Origin of the sequence: Campylobacter sp. BCW_6465, assembly GCF_001762815.1 — a bacterium.
GTDB lineage: Bacteria > Campylobacterota > Campylobacteria > Campylobacterales > Campylobacteraceae > Campylobacter_D > Campylobacter_D jejuni.
On the sequence record NZ_MJXN01000016.1, the window covers coordinates 1 to 17,795 of the forward strand.

Sequence of the window (17,795 nt, forward strand, 5' to 3'; positions counted from 1 at the left end):
ATCAACGAAAACATCCTTGCTACTAAAAAAGGTTTAGAACAAGACAATCAAGCTGTTAAAGAATCAGTTCAAACCGTATCAGTTGTAGAAGGTGGTAATTTAACAGCAAGAATTACTGCTAATCCAAGAAACCCACAACTTATTGAACTTAAAAATGTTCTAAATAAACTTCTTGATGTTTTACAAGCTAGAGTAGGTTCTGATATGAATGTTATTCATAAAATATTTGAAGAATACAAAAGCTTAGATTTTAGAAATAAAATCTCTAATGCTTCAGGAAGTGTTGAATTAACTACTAATGCTTTAGGTGATGAAATAGTTAAAATGCTAAAACAAAGTTCAGACTTTGCTAATGCTTTAGCTAATGAAAGTGGAAAATTACAAACTGCTGTTCAAAGCTTAACCACTTCTTCAAATTCTCAAGCTCAATCTTTAGAAGAAACTGCAGCAGCTTTAGAAGAGATCACTTCTTCTATGCAAAATGTTTCAGTTAAAACTAGTGATGTTATCACTCAATCTGAAGAGATTAAAAATGTTACAGGTATCATAGGTGATATTGCAGATCAAATCAATCTTTTAGCTTTAAATGCAGCTATTGAAGCGGCTCGTGCTGGAGAACATGGTAGAGGCTTTGCTGTTGTGGCTGATGAAGTTAGAAAGCTAGCTGAGAGAACTCAAAAGTCTTTATCTGAAATAGAAGCTAATACTAATTTACTTGTTCAATCTATCAATGATATGGCAGAAAGTATTAAAGAACAAACTGCAGGTATTACTCAAATCAATGATAGCGTAGCACAAATTGATCAAACTACTAAAGATAATGTTGAAATTGCTAATGAATCAGCTATTATTTCTAGTACAGTAAGTGATATAGCTAATAATATCTTAGAAGATGTTAAGAAGAAGAGGTTTTAATCTTAGATGACTAGCTAAAAAGCTAGTTATCTCTATAAAATAATATATGTTTAATTCTTTAAGATTTAATGAAATGTGATATAGACAAATTCTAATTATTAATATTAAGTATTTTCTAAATCAAATACATTTTAGAGTGTGATAAAATTCAGGGTTATCAAAACTTGGAGGAAAAGGAACACTGGCTCTAAATTCTTTATAAGTATTACCCGGAAGTTTGTCTATAATTTCTATAGTGTAAGAAACACTTGTATTTTGCATTTTGGCATTGCGAATATTTTTATCATTGAAAATTTCTCCCCCTACTTTTTTTTGGTTTAATATGCTAAGTATCAAATAGCATTTTCTGATTTCAAATTTAGTAAGATTTTGAACCTTTCCGCTCACGATAACACTTTCATGTCTTAGATCTCTTGTATAGGTTAGTTTGCTAAGATCGGCTTGAGTGGTGAATTGATTGATTGTTAGAAAAATAGAATATATCAAAAGTGCGGTAAAAATAGTAGCTATGGTATAAGAAATTAAAGCCATTTCTTTCTGTTTGACTTTTAGAAAGATTAAAATACAAATCAAGGCAAAGCAAATAAGTAAAATGATAAAAGCTATAATATGGAAAATCGTAAAATGCATTAAAAACACTCCGAAACTAAGCGTATGGTATAGTTATTTTCATAGTTAAAATTTTCAAAAGCAATTCTTTGAACTTGGGTTGCGTTTTTCTTTAGATCTTTAATTTCTCTACTTTTTTGTCTAAAAGGGATAAATTTCTTTTTATATTCTTCTATGATATTATCATTAGGTATTTTATCCGCAAAAATTTTAGCTGTAATTTTACATTCTTTAAAATTATTTTTTGAATTATTTGTAATGTTAAAATCAACAATTAAATCATTTGAGCTTTGTATTATTTTTTGATCCGTAATAGCGGTTTTTCGAGTTCTTACTTCATTGTCTATTAGTTTATACCCATAGATATAAACTAAAAAACAAATAATAATATCAAATGCAATAATAAAAAGTGCTGCTATAGGTCTATGGCGTAAAAATACACAAAGAAGTAAAACACAAGTGAAGAGAAAAAAAACTAATAAAATCAGCATATAATCCACTAAATATAAATGAGTAGTGTAAAAAAGCACGATTTCTCTTAGTTTTTCCACTTGCGTATCCTTTTAGTTCATGTTGGCAGAACTTTGCTTTTTAGCATCTTTGGTATCAACCCAAATGTTTGGTACTGCTCCACCTGGAGTTAAGAAAATTTTAGCATCTTGATTGACTTTTAAAGCTTCATTAAATTCTTTTTGAGTTTCAATTTGCTTTAAATTTAGTAAAGGAGTGTTTAAGCTGTTTGCGATTTCTTTATTAGAATAAGCTTGTGCATCTGCTTCTATTTTAACAGCCATAGCTTTACCTTTAGCACTAATTATGGTTGCGTTTGCTTCCCCTTCAGCTAAGGCGGCTTTTTTTAAGGCTTCTTGATTAGCTCTTTCTACTTCATACTTAGTTCTTTCAGCTTCTTGTTTTGCAATTTGTACGCGTTCGATTTGCTCTTTTACTTTTGAAGGTAAAATAATTTCTCTAAGTTGTACAGCACGAAGTTCTACAGGTTCATTTGGTTGAGCTTCTATAGTTTTTCTTATGCCTTCTTCTATTTGAGCGGCTATTGTATTACGATTAGTAGGAAGTTCCTCGGCTGTATATTTTCCTACAACACTTCGCACTACATCACGAACAACTGGATCGATAATTTTATTTTCCCAATTTAAGCTCCAAGTAGCTATGGTTTGAGGAACTTGCAAAGGATTTAAACGGTATTGCACTGTAACATCAATAGATACAGGCAATCCACGAGAGTCAAGTACAGAAATACTATTTTTATTAATAACACCTGAACCTGAAGATAAATTTTCATTACTTCCCTCTATAGAAGCATAGTTGATTTGTCTTACTCTAGTATCGATTATGGTTATTTTTTGTACAAAAGGCAAGAAAAAGTGAAGTCCTGGTTCTAATGGATTTGGGTCATATTTACCTGTTGTTGATTTAATACCCATTTCTCCAGAATTTATTACCATAAAAGGTTTTGCAACGATTAAAAATAAGATAATAATAATCACCCCATAAATAAGCGGAGAAAATTTTCCAAAACCTTTAAAATTAAATTCTGGTGCTTTGAAATTGAAATTTTGACGGTTGTTTCCGTTATTATTAGAATTTCCATTTTTTTTATTGAAATAATCATTCAAATCAGCTGGCATTTATTTCCTTTTTTAAATATAAGTTAGCATAGATGCGTATTTTTGATTGCGTCCATAAACTACATCAAAATAAGCATCTTGAAGTTTTTTAGTTACAGATCCTCTTAAACCATTTCCTATTATTCTTGCATCAATATTGTTAATAGGTGTGATTTCAGCGGCTGTTCCGGTAAAAAATGCTTCATCAGCAGTATAAACTTCATCTCTTGAAATTCTTTGGCGAAGCACAGTGACACCAAGATCATGAGCGATTTTAAGCACTGTATCTTGAGTAATGCTTTTTAAAGAAAAATCATTTGGAGGTGTGATTAAAACCCCATCTTTTACAATAAAGAAACATTCTCCTGTTCCTTCTGCGATAAAACCTTCTTCATCAAGCATTAAAGCTTCTTCATAACCTGCTTCAATAGCTTCAAATTTTGCAATTTGAGAGTTAAGGTAATTCGCGCTTGCTTTAGCTTTTCCCATGCATGATTTAACACTATTTCTTGCAAAAGACGAAATTTTTACTTTTATGCCTTTTTCTAAGCCTTCTTCTCCAAGGTAAGCGCCCCATTCCCAAGCTGCAATTCCAACTCTTACAGGAGCTTTTATATGATAAAGTCCCATAACTCCATCGCCTAAAAAAATCAAAGGGCGGATATAGACATTGCTTTTAAAATTGTTTGCTTTTAAGAGTTCAATTTGTGCATTTTCAAGCTCTTTTTGAGAAAAAGGACAATTTAAAAGAGTAATTTTTGCAGACTCTAAAAGTCTTTTGGTGTGATCTTCAAGTCTGAAAATTGCTAAGCCTTTATCTGTTTTATAGGCTCTAGTTCCTTCAAAAACAGCATTGCCATAATGTAAAGAATGGGTTAAAAAGTGCAAAGTTGCATCTTTAAAATCAACTAATTTTCCATCCATCCAAATTTTATCTGCTGAGATCATTTTTTTACCTTTTATAGTTGTTTATTTCTTAAAAAATATTATTTTAAGAATAAATCGGGATTTTATCAAAAATATACTAACAATAAGCTTTTATTAAATTAAGGTTTTTTGTTAAAAAAAATATTAGGTATTTTTTGAAATAATTATGAAAAATTATCGTTAAAAAGGAGAAATTATGCCATTGGTAAATATTAAATTAGCAAAGCCGTCTTTAAGCAAGGAACAAAAAGCGGAGCTTATAGCTGATATTACCAAACTTTTAAGCACGAAATATAATAAAAGTAAAGAAAGAGTTGTGGTGGTTTTAGAAGATGTAGAAAGTTATGACATAGGCTTTGGCGGAGAAAGTGTAGAAGCTATCAAAGCAAAGGCAAACAAATGAGTTTAAATATAGGAGATAAAGCGCCTCAGTTTGAGCTTTTAAATCAAGATGGGGTAAAAATAGCATTAAAAGATTTTATTGGTAAAAAGGTGATTTTGTATTTTTATCCAAAAGATAATACTCCAGGTTGCACTACAGAAGCTTGTGATTTTAGTTTAAATTATGATAAATTTGGTGATAAAAATGCAGTGATTATCGGTATCAGTCCTGATAGCGTGGCAAGTCATGAAAAATTTATCTCTAAATTTGATTTAAAGCATATTTTACTTAGTGATAGCGAAAAAGAAGTTGCTAAAGCTTATGGAGCTTGGGGGATTAAGAAAAATTACGGAAAAGAATACGAAGGTCTTATCCGATCTACTTTTGTTATCGATGAAACAGGTAAGATTGCTCAAATTTATAGTAATGTTCGTGTAAAAGATCATGCTTTAAAAGTACTTGAAAGTCTTTAATGTTAGTGCATATTTGTTGTAGTGTGGATAGTCATTATTTTGTTGAAGAACTTAGAAAGACCTATCCTGATGAAAAAATCATAGGGTATTTTTATGATCCAAATATCCATCCTTTAAGCGAATACGAACTAAGATTTTTAGATGTAAAAAGATCTTGTGATAAACTTGGTATTAAGTTATATAAGGGCGAGTATGAGTATGAAAAATGGCTTAATGCTGTGCGTGGTTATGAAGATGAGCCTGAAAAAGGTGCAAGGTGTGAAATTTGTTTTGATGTAAGAATGGGATCTAGTGTTAAATTTGCTGCTAAAATAGGAGAAAAAAAGCTTACTACTACGCTTTTAACCAGTCCTAAAAAAGATTTAGAACAGTTAAAAAATGCTTTGCAAAAAGAATGTGAGCCTTATGGAGTAGAGTTTTTAGCTCCTGATTTTCGTAAAAATGGCGGCACTCAAAGGCAGTTTGCTTTAGCAAAAAAAGAAATGCTTTATCATCAAAACTATTGTGGTTGTATTTATGGGCTTAAAAAACAAAAACAAGATAAGAATTTTATTGATGAGTTAATATCTCCTGTAAATAAGCAAATTTTACCTGCAAGTATAGAAGCAAGAATAGCTTTTTATAAAAAAGTAGTTTTATGGGAAAAAAAGGGTATAAAATTTGAAATTTTAAGAGAGAAATTTTTAAATTATCGTCTTTTAAGCGCTTTGATAAAATTAGACAAAAAGCCTGTTAAATCTCATATTTTATTTTATTCGCATTTTAAAAACGTTTATACAAGATTTTCTTTGGATGAGGAAAAATTAAAACAAAATTTAAAAGAAGGCTTTTATAGAAGTACTAAAGATGAAATGGTTTTTGTGGAATTTTGGCGTTTTAATGCATTTTTTAAAAACAAATGGAAAAATTTTGAAGATTTTTTAAAAAGACCTTTGAGTGTTCAAGCAGAAATTAAATGGCGTAATAAATTGTTTGGAGCTTATAATCTTAGCCCTATTATCATCCTTGAAAATATTTTACCTTCAAGATATGAAGTGATAGCAAAAAGTGAAATTTATCATGATAATCAAGAGATACTTGTAGAAATTTAAGAAATTTATTAAGAAAAACTTTTTTTGTTAATATAATTTTTAATGATTTTTTTATATAATAAAATTTTTAATTGTTTTCAAGGTTAATTTAATAATGATAGATGTAATGCAAATTCAAGAAATCTTACCACACCGTTACCCTTTTTTACTAGTAGATAAAATTACAGAATTAAAAGTTAAAGAAGTGGTTCGAGGATATAAAAACATCAGTATAAGTGACCATGTTTTTATGGGACATTTTCCAGGGCATCCTATTTATCCTGGAGTTTTGATTTTAGAAGGTATGGCTCAAACAGGCGGAGTTTTAGCTTTTGAAAGTATGGAAGATAAAGTGGATCCAAAAAGTAAAGTAGTTTATTTCACAGGCATAGATGGAGCAAAATTTAGAAATCCTGTGCGTCCTGGAGATAGGCTTGATTATGAAATGAGCGTGGTTAAAAATCGTGGTAATATGTGGATTTTTAAAGGGCAAGCTTTTGTAGATGGAAATTTAGTTGCAGAGGCTGAGCTTAAAGCTATGATAGTGGATAAATAATGAAAAAAATTCATCCAAGTGCGGTGATTGAAGAGGGTGCACAACTTGGTGACGATGTTGTAATAGAAGCTTATGCTTATGTAGGTAAAGATACTAAAATAGGTAATGATGTTGTCATCAAACAAGGTGCTCGAATTCTTTCAGATACAACTATAGGTGATCATTCTCGTGTATTTTCTTATGCTATAGTAGGCGATATTCCTCAGGATATATCTTATAAAGAAGAGCAAAAAAGCGGTGTTGTTATAGGAAAAAATGCAACTATTAGAGAATTTGCAACGATAAATTCAGGTACAGCTAAAGGAGATGGTTTTACTCGTATAGGCGATAATGCTTTTATTATGGCTTACTGTCATATTGCTCATGATTGTCTTTTAGGTAATAATATTATTTTAGCTAATAATGCAACTTTAGCAGGACATGTAGAGCTTGGAGATTTTACGGTTGTAGGCGGGCTTACACCTATTCATCAATTTGTCAAAGTAGGTGAGGGTTGTATGATAGCAGGAGCTAGTGCACTCTCTCAGGATATAGTACCGTTTTGTTTAGCAGAAGGAAATCGTGCAAGTATTAGAAGTTTAAATTTAGTAGGTATTCGTCGTCGTTTTGATAAAGATGAAGTAGATAGACTTAGCAGAGCTTTTAAAACTTTATTTAGACAAGGAGATTTAAAAGAAAATGCTAAAAATTTGCTTGAAAATCAAGAAAGTGAAAATGTTAAAAAAATGTGCCATTTTATATTAGAAACAAAGCGCGGAATTCCTGTCTATAGGGGTAAAAATAATGCCTAGAAAATGTAGTTTTTGCAATGAAGTGGAGAATCCACAAAGAAGAATTTTAGCAAATGAAAATGATGATGCTTTTATTTGTGAATATTGCGTTGAAGGTGCTTATAGTATTATTTATGGAGAAGAAAAAGAATTTAAAGAACCTAAACAAAGCCATAATACAGAATTTAAAGATATCACTCCAAAAGAATTAAAAGCTTATCTAGATCGTTATGTCATAGGACAAGATAGAGCTAAAAAAGTTTTTAGTGTTGGAGTATACAATCATTATAAAAGACTTTTTAAAGCCGAACTTCAAGATGATGATACAGAGCTTTTTAAGTCAAATATTTTACTTGTTGGGCCAACAGGAAGTGGAAAAACTTTATTGGCGCAAACTTTAGCTAAATTTTTAGATGTACCTATAGCAATTTGTGATGCAACTTCTTTAACTGAAGCAGGATATGTAGGTGAGGATGTGGAAAATATTTTAACACGTCTTTTGCAAGCTGCAGATGGAGATGTGCAAAGAGCTCAAAAAGGTATAGTGTTTATTGATGAGATTGATAAAATTGCTAGAATGAGTGAAAATCGTTCTATTACTCGTGATGTAAGTGGAGAGGGTGTGCAACAAGCTTTACTTAAGATTATCGAAGGAAGTTTGGTAAATATTCCACCAAAAGGGGGAAGAAAACATCCAAATCAAGAGTTTATACAAATTGACACTTCAAATATTTTATTTGTTTGTGGTGGAGCTTTTGATGGTTTGGAAACTATCTTAAAAAGAAAACTTGGCGATAAAGTTGTGGGCTTTTTTGATGATGCAAAAGAAGAAAATAAAGCTTTGCTTGAGAAAATCGAACCTGATGATTTGGTGCATTTTGGTTTGATTCCTGAGCTTATAGGTCGTTTGCATGTGATTGCATCTTTAAATGAGCTTAATGAAGAGGATATGGTAAGAATTTTAACTGAGCCTAAAAATGCCATTATTAAACAATATCAAAAGCTTTTTGCTATTGATGAGGTAAATTTAAAATTTGAAGAAGATGCTCTAAGAGCTATCGCGCAACTTGCATTGGAGAGAAAAACAGGAGCTAGGGGACTTAGAAGTATTATAGAAGAAATGATGGTAGATTTAATGTTTGAGTTACCAGAGTATAAAAATTATGATATTGTAATAACTAAAGAAGTTGTTAAAGACAATGCAAAAGCATTATTAATAAAAAGAAAAATAAGTTAAAAGGATAGAAATGATATTAGATCAACTTATAGGATTTTTTTCTAGTGATATGGGGATTGATTTAGGAACAGCTAATACGCTAGTTTTGATAAAAGATAAGGGTATAGTGATAAATGAGCCTTCTGTTGTGGCAGTTGAAAGAGAAAGGTATGGTTCCAAAGCAAAAATTTTAGCCGTAGGTAAAGAAGCTAAAGATATGGTGGGAAAAACTCCAGGCAATATCGAAGCTATTCGTCCTATGAAAGATGGCGTGATTGCAGATTTTGATATGACTGAAAAAATGATCCGCTATTTTATAGAAAAAACACACCGTAGAAAAAGTTTTTTACGCCCTAGAATTATCATTTCTGTTCCTTATGGTTTAACTCAAGTAGAAAGAAAAGCGGTAAGAGAAAGTGCTTTAAGCGCAGGTGCAAGAGAGGTATTTTTGATTGAAGAGCCTATGGCAGCAGCTATTGGTGCAAGTTTACCTATACAAGAGCCTAAAGGAAATTTGGTAGTAGATATAGGGGGCGGAACTACTGAAATTGGAGTGATTTCTTTGGGTGGACTTGTGATTTCAAAGTCTATTCGTACGGCTGGAGATAAGCTTGATATGAGTATAGTTAATTATGTAAAAGAAAAATACAATCTTATCATAGGTGAAAGAACAGGCGAAGAGATCAAAATCACTATAGGTTCAGCAATACAACTTCCAAAAGAGCTTTCTATGGTGGTAAAAGGACGCGATCAAGTAAGTGGACTTTTAAGTCGTATTGAACTTACAAGCGAAGATGTAAGAGAAGCGATGCGTGAGTATTTAAAAGAAATTGCTGATGCTTTAAAAATGGTTCTTGAAATGATGCCGCCTGATTTAGCAAGTGATATAGTAGAAAATGGTGTAGTTTTAACAGGTGGCGGAGCATTGATTCGTGGTCTTGATAAATACTTAAGTGAAATTGTACGTTTGCCAGTTTATATCGCAGATGAACCGCTTTTAGCTGTAGCAAAAGGAACAGGTAAAGCTTTAGAGGAAATTTCATTATTGCAACAATTAACCAATGAAGAATAAGATTTTTTATGTTCTTGTCTTAGCCTTTTTGGTTTTTATATCTTTTTATTATGGAGGACTTATTAAGCAAAATGTTCTCCGTGTTAATGATTTTGTTATAGGTAATTTTTATAATATTAAAGATTATTTGGGAGAAAAAATTTCAGAACACTTTAATCAAGCAAATCAAATTCAGCAACTAAAAGCTAGAAATAAAGAATTAGAAGATATTGCTGTAAAGGTAACTAGTTTTGCAAATCAATTAAATCGTATTTTAGAGGATCAAAATTCTACAAAATATTTACCTCAAGTTTCTTTAACTAGAGTTATTTCTTATGTTCAATTGAATGATTATAAAAAATTATGGTTAGATTGGAGCAAAATTCCCGTTGGTAAAAACCGTGGTTTGATATATCAAGGATATACTGCAGGTATAGCTATTAATAAAAATGGTAGAGCAATGGCTCTTTTACAAGGTGATGATCAGTGTGTTTTTTCTGTTTATATAGGAAAATCCAAAGCTCCAGGTTTAATCCAGGGTGAAGATGGCAGGATTGTGGTTAAATTTATTCCAAAATGGGCAAAAATTAATACCGGAGATGAAATTTTAACAAGTGGACTTGATAATATTTTCTTTTCAGATATACCTGTCGGTATTGTGAATAGAGTTAATGATGAAGATATGTATCAAAGTGTAGAAGTAAAGCCTTATGTTAAGATTAGTATTCCTGCTTATTTATATGTAGTTGATAATTTATAAGTCAAGGATTAGACTTTTTAAAAATTTTCTATATTTTTGCTAATTATTATAACTTTGTTTAATGCTAAAAATTTTGTTAAATTATCAAATAAATGTTTATAATTGAATGAGAATTTTATAAAAAATCTTAAATTTCTTTATGTATTATTTCCTAGATTAAAAGCAGAGTGTTTATTTTTTAAAATTATATCGATAATTTCAAAGTTTATAAAACTAATTTTTGTTATAATCAGCCCAAATTTATGCTCTTAGGAAAATTTATGCCAAAACGAACAGATATTAAAAGCATTTTACTTATAGGAAGTGGTCCTATTGTGATAGGACAAGCTTGTGAATTTGATTATTCTGGAACTCAAGCCGCAAAGACTTTAAAAGAATTAGGATATCGTGTAGTATTAATCAACTCAAATCCTGCAACCATCATGACAGATCCCGAATTTGCAGATGCGACTTATATAGAACCCATAACAAAAGAAAGTATTTTAAGTATTATTAAAAAAGAAAAAATTGATGCAATTTTACCAACCATGGGTGGACAAGTAGCGTTAAATGTTGCTATGGAAGTTTATGAAAGTGGACTTTTAGGAGATGTGAAATTTTTAGGTGCAAACCCTGAGGCGATTAAAAAAGGTGAAGATCGTCAGGTCTTTAAAGAATGCATGAAAAAAATCGGCATGGATTTACCAAAATCGATGTATGCGTATAATTATGATGAAGCTTTAAAAGCTGTAGATGAAATTGGCTTTCCTTTGATGATCCGTGCTTCTTATACTTTAGGAGGTGCTGGAAGTGGTGTGGTTTATAATATGGACGAATTTAAAGAACTTGCCAATACTGCTTTAGCTTTATCGCCTATCCATGAAATTTTGATTGAAGAAAGTTTGTTGGGTTGGAAAGAATATGAAATGGAAGTTATGCGTGATAGAGCGGATAATTGTATCATAGTTTGTAGTATAGAAAATATCGATCCTATGGGAGTTCATACAGGAGATAGTATTACAATAGCTCCAGCATTAACTTTGACGGATAAAGAATATCAAGTTATGCGTAATGCTTCTTTTGCTATTTTGCGTGAAATTGGCGTAGATACAGGCGGAAGTAATGTGCAGTTTGCTATCAACCCAAAAAATGGAAGAATGATAGTTATAGAAATGAATCCAAGAGTTTCAAGATCAAGTGCTTTAGCTTCTAAGGCAACGGGCTATCCTATAGCAAAGGTTGCGACACTTTTGGCAGTAGGCTTTAGTTTAGATGAGATTAAAAATGATATTACAGGAACTCCTGCATCTTTTGAGCCTGTGATTGATTATATTGTAACAAAAATTCCTCGCTTTACTTTTGAAAAATTTCCAGGGGCAAACACAACTTTAGGTACAGCTATGAAAAGTGTGGGTGAGGTGATGGCTATAGGACGTACTTTTAAAGAAAGTATACAAAAAGCACTTTGTTCTCTTGAGCGCTCTTTGAGTGGTTTTGATAGAGTAAAATTTGAAGATAGAAATGATCTTGTTTTTAAAATTCGCAATGCCAATGAAAAGCGTTTACTTTATATTGCTCAGGCTTTTAGGGAAGGTTTTAGTGTAGAAGAACTTCATGAGCTTTGCAAAATAGATCCTTGGTTTTTAACACAGATTAAAGAAATTGTAGATTTTGAAGAGCAAATTGATATGGATATTTTAAACAATAAAGCTCTTTTGAGAAAAGCAAAAACTATGGGCTTTTCAGATAAAATGATAGCCTTGCTTGTAAATTTGAAAGATAATTTAGAATTAAGCCAAAATGATATTTATTATGCAAGAATGAAGCAAAAAATCATCGCAGAATTTAGTGAAGTGGATACTTGTGCGGGTGAATTTGAAGCCTTAACTCCTTATCTTTATTCAAGTATCAATGTAAGCGAACTCACTCAAAGTAAGAGTGAAACTAGGGATAAAAAAGAAAAAAAAGTGATGATTATAGGTGGGGGGCCAAACCGCATAGGACAAGGTATAGAATTTGACTATGCTTGCGTACATGCTTCTTTTGCGCTTAAAGATATGGGTATTAAAACCATTATGTATAATTGTAATCCTGAAACCGTTTCGACTGACTATGATACAAGTGATATTTTGTATTTTGAACCTATTGATTTCGAACATTTAAGAGCGGTGATTGAGCGTGAAAAACCTGATGGAGTGATTGTGCATTTTGGTGGACAAACTCCTTTGAAATTTGCTAAGCGTTTGAGTGCTTTTGGAGCTAAGATTATAGGTACTAGTGCAAGAGTAATTGATATGGCAGAAGATAGAAAGAAATTTGCCGAATTTATTACAAAGCTAGGTATTAATCAGCCAAAAAATTCTACCGCGACAAGCGTAGAAGAAGCGGTGCTTAAGGCTAGTGATATAGGATATCCTGTGCTTGTAAGACCAAGTTATGTTTTAGGTGGGCGTGCGATGCGTGTGGTAAATGATGAGTCTGAACTTAGACTCTATATGCAAGAAGCTGTGGATGTGAGTGATAAAAGTCCTGTTTTGATCGATCAGTTTTTAGACAATGCTACAGAAATTGATGTTGATGCGATTTGTGATGGCAAAGATGTTTATATGGCAGGAATTATGGAGCATATAGAAGAAGCAGGAATTCATTCAGGCGATAGTGCTTGTTCTTTACCACCTTGTAATATCGATGAAAAAATGCAAGAATTTATTGCACAAAAAACCGCAGATATTGCTTTAAATTTAGGAGTTGTAGGGCTTTTAAATATACAATTTGCTTTACATAATAATGAGCTTTATATGATAGAAGTAAATCCTAGAGCTAGTCGTACTGTGCCTTTTGTTAGTAAAGCTACGGGTATTCCTTTAGCAAAAGTGGCAACGCGTGTGATGTGGCAAGGAAATTTAAAAGAAGCTTTAAAATTTTATGATACTTTCAAAGTGGTTAATTTTGATACTAAAATTTTACGCCCTAAAACTCCAAAATATATGAGTGTAAAAGAAGCAGTATTTCCATTTGCAAAACTTAGCGGAAGTGATTTAGAATTAGGCCCTGAAATGCGTTCAACGGGTGAAGTTATGGGTATAAGCAAGGATTTTGCAAATTCTTATGCAAAAAGTCAAATCGCATCGTTTAATCATCTTCCAGAGCAAGGCGTGGTATTTATCTCCTTAAAAGATAAGGATAAAAAATATACCAAAAAAATCGCCGCAGAATATGTAAAGCTTGGCTTTAAACTTATGGCAACTGGGGGAACTTGTAAGGAAATTTTAGAAAGTGGTTTTGAGTGCGAACTTGTACATAAAATTTCAGAAGGACGCCCCAATGTTGAAGATAAATTGAAAAATGGGGAAATTCATTTAGTTATCAATACAAGCGATAGTCACAGTTTTAAAGGTGATACGAAAAAAATTCGTGAAAATATCATTCGTTTTAAAATACCTTATTTCACAAATTTACGTTCGGCTTTAGCAGGTGCAAAATCGATTAAAGCTATACAAAACGAAAGTTATTTAGAAGTAAAAAGCTTGCAGGAGTATCTTAAGTGAATTTAAAAGAAAAGTTTATTTTCGCTAGCAAAGATAAAAATTTTACCCTTTATCAAAATGATTGTAATAAATTATTGCCCAAATTTGAAAAACAATTTGATTTGATTTTTGCTGATCCGCCTTATTTTCTTTCAAATGATGGTTTAAGTATTCAAAATGGTAAAATAGTTAGTGTAAATAAAGGAAACTGGGATAGGGGTGATGATATTGAAAAAATAGATAAGTTTAATTTAAAATGGCTATCTAATGCAAAAATAGCACTTAAAGATACTGGAAGTATTTTAATTAGCGGGACTTACCATAATATTTTCTCACTTGGTAGAATTTTGCAAAAACTTGATTTTAAAATTTTAAATATCATTACTTGGCAAAAAACAAATCCTCCGCCAAATTTTAGCTGTCGCTATCTTACGCATTCGACAGAGCAAATTATTTGGGCTAGAAAAAGTCATAAACATAAGCATATTTTTAATTATGAAATTTTAAGATTTTTAAACAAGAATAAACAAATGCGTGATGTTTGGGCTTTTAATGCTATTGCCCCTTGGGAAAAAACAAATGGAAAACATCCCACACAAAAACCTTTAGCCTTGCTTGCTAGACTTATTTTAATGGCAAGCAATGAAAGCTCATTAATCTGCGATCCTTTTAGTGGGAGTTCAACTACGGGCATTGCGGCGAATTTATTAAATAGAAAATTTATAGGTTTTGAGAAAGAAAGTGAATTTATTGAAATATCAATAGCTAGAAAAAAAGAATTAGAAAATAATTTTAATACTATTAAAAATAAAATTAATGATTTACGATTATTGGAAAAAAATAATTTATTTCAAGGAGATTATTTATGATTACAGGTGGAATTGGCGGAAGTAATACTCAAACTGGATTAGTATTTGAGGGAAGAGTGGATTTAGCAACCTTTTTGTCGCAACAAAATGGTTATACTCTTAATGAAAAACAAGAAGTCTTTTTTAATAATAAAAAAGTAGCAAGAATTTTTAAAAAACACAAGCTTTATGAATTTTTAGAAGAATTGAAAATTAATTGGAAAGAGTGCATTTCTAAAAAACTTTTGCCAGATGATAGTATTTATGTGATTATTAACAATACTTTGCATATTATTGAGTGTAAATTTCAAAGTGTGCCTGGATCTGTAGATGAGAAACTGCAGACTTGTGATTTTAAGAAAAAGCAATATCAAAAACTATTTTCTAGGGCAAATATCGAAGTAGAATATATTTATCTTTTAAATGATTGGTTTATGAAGCCTGAATATAAAGATGTTCTAGACTATATTATTAGTGTACGTTGTCAATATTATTTTGAGTATATTCCTTTGCAAAAATTAGGCTTACCAGTTCCTTGATGATTTATTTAGCTCAAACAGATACTACGGTAGGATTTTTAAGTAAAAATTTAGAAGAGATTAATGCTTTAAAAGGTAGAGGTAAAAATCAACCTTGCTTAATCACTTCTGCGAAATTTTGCGAGTTAAAAAGTTTAGCAAGAATTCCAAAATCTTTTAAAAATTTAGTACGTCGTTCTAAAAAAACAACTTTTATCTATCCAAATAATCAGGCCATTCGTATTGTGAAAGAGTGTAAACATGCGAATTTTTTAAGTAAAAATGGCTATTTTTATTCATCTTCGGCAAACAAGCATGGAAAAGAATTTGATGAAGAATGGGCTAGAAGTGTTGCTGATATAATACTTGATGAGAAATTTTTCGAAAATATCCCATCAAAAATATTAAAACTTTCAAAGAATAAAATGATAAAAATACGTTAATTAAAGAGCTTTTAAAATATCTTCAAAAGCAATACAAAATTGCTCTAGGCCATCACTTAATAAATCATTGCAAGCTTTTTCTCGTTCACTTTGAGAAATGATTTGATTAAGTTCTGTATAAATTTCAAAATTCATTAAAGGTTTTTTAAAATCCATTTTTCCTTTAAATACCTCTATTGCATCAAGAGGAGCAGTATTAACAGAATTCTCAAAAAGAAGTTCTTTGATATAATAGTCTTTTGGCAGATCATCTCCTTTAACTCCAGTGCTTGCAAACAAGGCGCGAATATTAGGTTCATTTTTTGAGTAGATATTGTTATAAGCTAAATTTGCATTTAAAATTCCAATACGATTTTGCTCTTTGGCTTTAGGATTTAAAAGTCTATCAAAACGACTTACAAAAATACTTATAACAGCTTGTGGTGTTCTAGTATTTTGTTCTTTTAAGGCTATATTGTTTTTTCTAAATTCGACTAAACCTGCATTTAAAGCTTCAAAACATTTTTGACTTTGTTCAAGAGAAAAAATTAAGGTAGCATTGACGCTAATACCATTTTTCATAAGTTCATACATTACTTCATAAGAAGCTTTTGTAGCTGGAATTTTAATCATTACATTTTCTTTGCTAATAGCACTATAAAGTCTTTTAGCTTCGCCTAAACTAAGAGTCGTGTTATCATGAAGTCTTGGATCTATTTCAATACTTATAAATCCATCGTTTTTTTGATAAAAAAGAGGAGCTAATTTATCGGCTGTTTTTTGAATATCGGAAATTGCTAATTCTTCATAAATATCTTTTGTTTTTTTTCCTTTTAATTTAAGAATTTTATCTTTATAAATCGGAGAATTTAAAATAGCATTTTTAAAAATAGCAGGATTTGAAGTAGCACCATTAATTCCATGTGATAATAAATTTAAAAATTCATTATCTAAAAAACTATTTTCTATAAAATCACACCAAAGAGAAAAATTTTTCATTATATTACCTTTATTATTTCTTTTAAGTCTTTTATATCTATGCAAATATCAGCTTGAGAACGTAAAATTTCTTTAGCACAAAATGCAATCTTTAATCCACTTTCATTAAACATTGCCAAATCATTTGCCCCATCGCCAACACACATCACTTCATCTGTTTTCAAATTTAAAAAGCTTTTTAATCGTTGTAGCATTAAGCCTTTTGAATTTGAAAACATCATTTCTCCACCAACTAGCCCTGTTAAAATGTCATTTTTATGATGCAGATAATTTGCAAAACCAAGGTTAATTCCAAGTTTTTGCATAGCAGGATCTATGCCTTCATGAAAACCACCGCTAAAAATAACAATTTGTATATTTTTAGATTTTAAATATTGGATAAGTTCATGTGCTCCATGCATTAGTGGAAATGTGCTACTTAATTCTAAAACTTTTTTATAAGACATACCTTTTAAAAGGCTTGCTCGTTTTTGAAGACTTTCGAAAAAATCAAGTTCTCCAGTCATAGCATGGCGGGTAATTTCGCTTGTTTGATCACCCTTGCCATGCGCTGTAGCTAAAATATCGATGGTTTCACCATCCATTAAAGTAGCGTCAAAGTCAAAAACACAAAGTTTAATCATTAAAATTCGCGTTTAAGTAAAGCTTCTACTTTGAGTATAGTTAAGATATTTTCATCTCTTTTTCCTATACCATAAATCATACCTTTGTCTTTAACTAAAGTTTCAGGTGGTGGATCGATTCTGTTTCTGTGAATTTTAATTGCTTCAGTTAATCTATCTATAACAAAACCAGCATTTCCTCCAACTCCAGTTCCATTTGTCTCACCCCTTAAAACAATATATCTTGTTTGAGGTGTCATTTTAGAACTCCCTAAATGAAAGCGTTGAGCTAGATCAATGAGTGGCATAACATTACCACGCATATTAAAAACCCCTAGAACATAATCAGGTACACTAGGAACTCTAGTATATTCTATAGGTTTGATGATTTCTTGTATATTAAGAATTGGAATCGCATACTCCTCATCTCCAACTACAAAGCCGACAAGTTGGATGATATCATCTTCTCTTTGATCGACATCAGGACCAGCCATCTGAGTTTGCTGTTTTTGCAAAATTTGCTCTAATTTTTCATTACTCATA

General features: G+C 31.1%; 20 protein-coding genes. 13 read left to right on the forward strand and 7 right to left on the reverse strand.

The features are described 5' to 3' along the window. Positions 1–915: methyl-accepting chemotaxis protein (locus tag AJ886_RS00725; protein ID WP_002934477.1), on the forward strand; the 915-nt coding region annotated here is incomplete at its 5' end. 120 nt (positions 916–1,035) lie between these two features. On the opposite strand, the gene AJ886_RS00730 is transcribed toward AJ886_RS00725, so the two are convergent. Genes AJ886_RS00730 through ilvE form a run of 4 tightly spaced genes read right to left on the reverse strand, consistent with a single transcriptional unit; the run spans position 1,036 to position 4,100 of the window. Next, on the reverse strand, positions 1,036–1,545 hold the full coding sequence (locus tag AJ886_RS00730) for a DUF2393 family protein (RefSeq protein WP_002861050.1): 510 nt from the start codon (positions 1,543–1,545) through the stop codon (positions 1,036–1,038). Further along, complete coding sequence (locus AJ886_RS00735; RefSeq protein WP_002861051.1) at positions 1,545–2,075, reverse strand: DUF2393 domain-containing protein; 531 nt, start codon at positions 2,073–2,075, stop codon at positions 1,545–1,547. Before AJ886_RS00735 ends, AJ886_RS00730 begins: the two co-directional genes overlap by 1 nt. 12 nt (positions 2,076–2,087) lie before the next feature. Continuing rightward, a complete protein-coding gene (locus tag AJ886_RS00740; RefSeq protein WP_044780358.1) occupies positions 2,088–3,173 on the reverse strand; it encodes a prohibitin family protein in 1,086 nt (361 codons plus the stop codon). Positions 3,174–3,185: 12 nt separating this feature from the next. Next, complete coding sequence (gene ilvE, locus AJ886_RS00745; RefSeq protein WP_044780359.1) at positions 3,186–4,100, reverse strand: branched-chain-amino-acid transaminase; 915 nt, start codon at positions 4,098–4,100, stop codon at positions 3,186–3,188. Between the two features lie 175 nt (positions 4,101–4,275). Between ilvE and AJ886_RS00750 the strand changes: the two genes are divergently transcribed. The 12 genes from AJ886_RS00750 (at position 4,276) to AJ886_RS00805 (ending at position 15,672) form a co-directional block, all read left to right on the forward strand. Further along, positions 4,276–4,482 (forward strand): 4-oxalocrotonate tautomerase family protein, encoded by a 207-nt coding sequence (locus tag AJ886_RS00750; protein ID WP_044779567.1) that lies wholly within the window; start codon positions 4,276–4,278, stop codon positions 4,480–4,482. After that, complete coding sequence (gene bcp / locus AJ886_RS00755) at positions 4,479–4,934, forward strand: thioredoxin-dependent thiol peroxidase (protein ID WP_052858462.1); 456 nt, start codon at positions 4,479–4,481, stop codon at positions 4,932–4,934. Before AJ886_RS00750 ends, bcp begins: the two co-directional genes overlap by 4 nt. After that, positions 4,934–6,025, forward strand: a complete 1,092-nt coding sequence (locus tag AJ886_RS00760; protein ID WP_070233695.1) for an epoxyqueuosine reductase QueH — start codon at positions 4,934–4,936, stop codon at positions 6,023–6,025. The genes bcp and AJ886_RS00760 overlap by 1 nt, the downstream gene beginning before the upstream one ends. A 94-nt stretch (positions 6,026–6,119) precedes the next feature. Next, positions 6,120–6,560, forward strand: coding sequence for a 3-hydroxyacyl-ACP dehydratase FabZ (gene fabZ, locus AJ886_RS00765; protein WP_002851782.1), 441 nt, complete (start codon positions 6,120–6,122; stop codon positions 6,558–6,560). Beyond that, positions 6,560–7,351 carry an acyl-ACP--UDP-N-acetylglucosamine O-acyltransferase gene (gene lpxA, locus AJ886_RS00770; RefSeq protein WP_002861057.1) on the forward strand — a complete coding sequence of 264 codons (792 nt, stop codon included), beginning with the start codon at positions 6,560–6,562 and terminating at the stop codon, positions 7,349–7,351. Before fabZ ends, lpxA begins: the two co-directional genes overlap by 1 nt. Further along, positions 7,344–8,567 (forward strand): ATP-dependent Clp protease ATP-binding subunit ClpX, encoded by a 1,224-nt coding sequence (gene clpX / locus AJ886_RS00775; RefSeq protein ID WP_032582598.1) that lies wholly within the window; start codon positions 7,344–7,346, stop codon positions 8,565–8,567. Before lpxA ends, clpX begins: the two co-directional genes overlap by 8 nt. A gap of 10 nt (positions 8,568–8,577) precedes the next feature. Next, positions 8,578–9,618: a rod shape-determining protein gene (locus AJ886_RS00780; RefSeq protein WP_002861059.1), complete on the forward strand. Its 1,041-nt coding sequence runs from the start codon at positions 8,578–8,580 to the stop codon at positions 9,616–9,618. Beyond that, complete coding sequence (mreC, locus tag AJ886_RS00785; protein ID WP_002864583.1) at positions 9,608–10,357, forward strand: rod shape-determining protein MreC; 750 nt, start codon at positions 9,608–9,610, stop codon at positions 10,355–10,357. Before AJ886_RS00780 ends, mreC begins: the two co-directional genes overlap by 11 nt. A 260-nt stretch (positions 10,358–10,617) precedes the next feature. Further along, positions 10,618–13,884 carry a carbamoyl-phosphate synthase large subunit gene (gene carB, locus AJ886_RS00790; protein ID WP_070278330.1) on the forward strand — a complete coding sequence of 1,089 codons (3,267 nt, stop codon included), beginning with the start codon at positions 10,618–10,620 and terminating at the stop codon, positions 13,882–13,884. Beyond that, positions 13,881–14,732: a DNA-methyltransferase gene (locus tag AJ886_RS00795; RefSeq protein ID WP_070278328.1), complete on the forward strand. Its 852-nt coding sequence runs from the start codon at positions 13,881–13,883 to the stop codon at positions 14,730–14,732. The genes carB and AJ886_RS00795 overlap by 4 nt, the downstream gene beginning before the upstream one ends. Next, entirely contained in the window at positions 14,729–15,250 is a 522-nt protein-coding gene (locus AJ886_RS00800) for a PD-(D/E)XK nuclease superfamily protein (protein ID WP_070233690.1), read from the forward strand. Before AJ886_RS00795 ends, AJ886_RS00800 begins: the two co-directional genes overlap by 4 nt. Next, positions 15,250–15,672 (forward strand): hypothetical protein, encoded by a 423-nt coding sequence (locus tag AJ886_RS00805; RefSeq protein ID WP_002861062.1) that lies wholly within the window; start codon positions 15,250–15,252, stop codon positions 15,670–15,672. The genes AJ886_RS00800 and AJ886_RS00805 overlap by 1 nt, the downstream gene beginning before the upstream one ends. Here the strand turns inward: AJ886_RS00805 and AJ886_RS00810 are convergent, their stop codons facing one another. Genes AJ886_RS00810 through AJ886_RS00820 form a run of 3 tightly spaced genes read right to left on the reverse strand, consistent with a single transcriptional unit; the run spans position 15,673 to position 17,794 of the window. Continuing rightward, positions 15,673–16,650, reverse strand: coding sequence for a transaldolase (locus AJ886_RS00810; protein ID WP_070233689.1), 978 nt, complete (start codon positions 16,648–16,650; stop codon positions 15,673–15,675). Continuing rightward, on the reverse strand, positions 16,650–17,273 hold the full coding sequence (serB, locus tag AJ886_RS00815; RefSeq protein WP_070233688.1) for a phosphoserine phosphatase SerB: 624 nt from the start codon (positions 17,271–17,273) through the stop codon (positions 16,650–16,652). The genes AJ886_RS00810 and serB overlap by 1 nt, the downstream gene beginning before the upstream one ends. Further along, positions 17,273–17,794 carry a chemotaxis protein CheW gene (locus tag AJ886_RS00820; protein WP_002826355.1) on the reverse strand — a complete coding sequence of 174 codons (522 nt, stop codon included), beginning with the start codon at positions 17,792–17,794 and terminating at the stop codon, positions 17,273–17,275. Before AJ886_RS00820 ends, serB begins: the two co-directional genes overlap by 1 nt. Position 17,795: the final 1 nt, after the last annotated feature.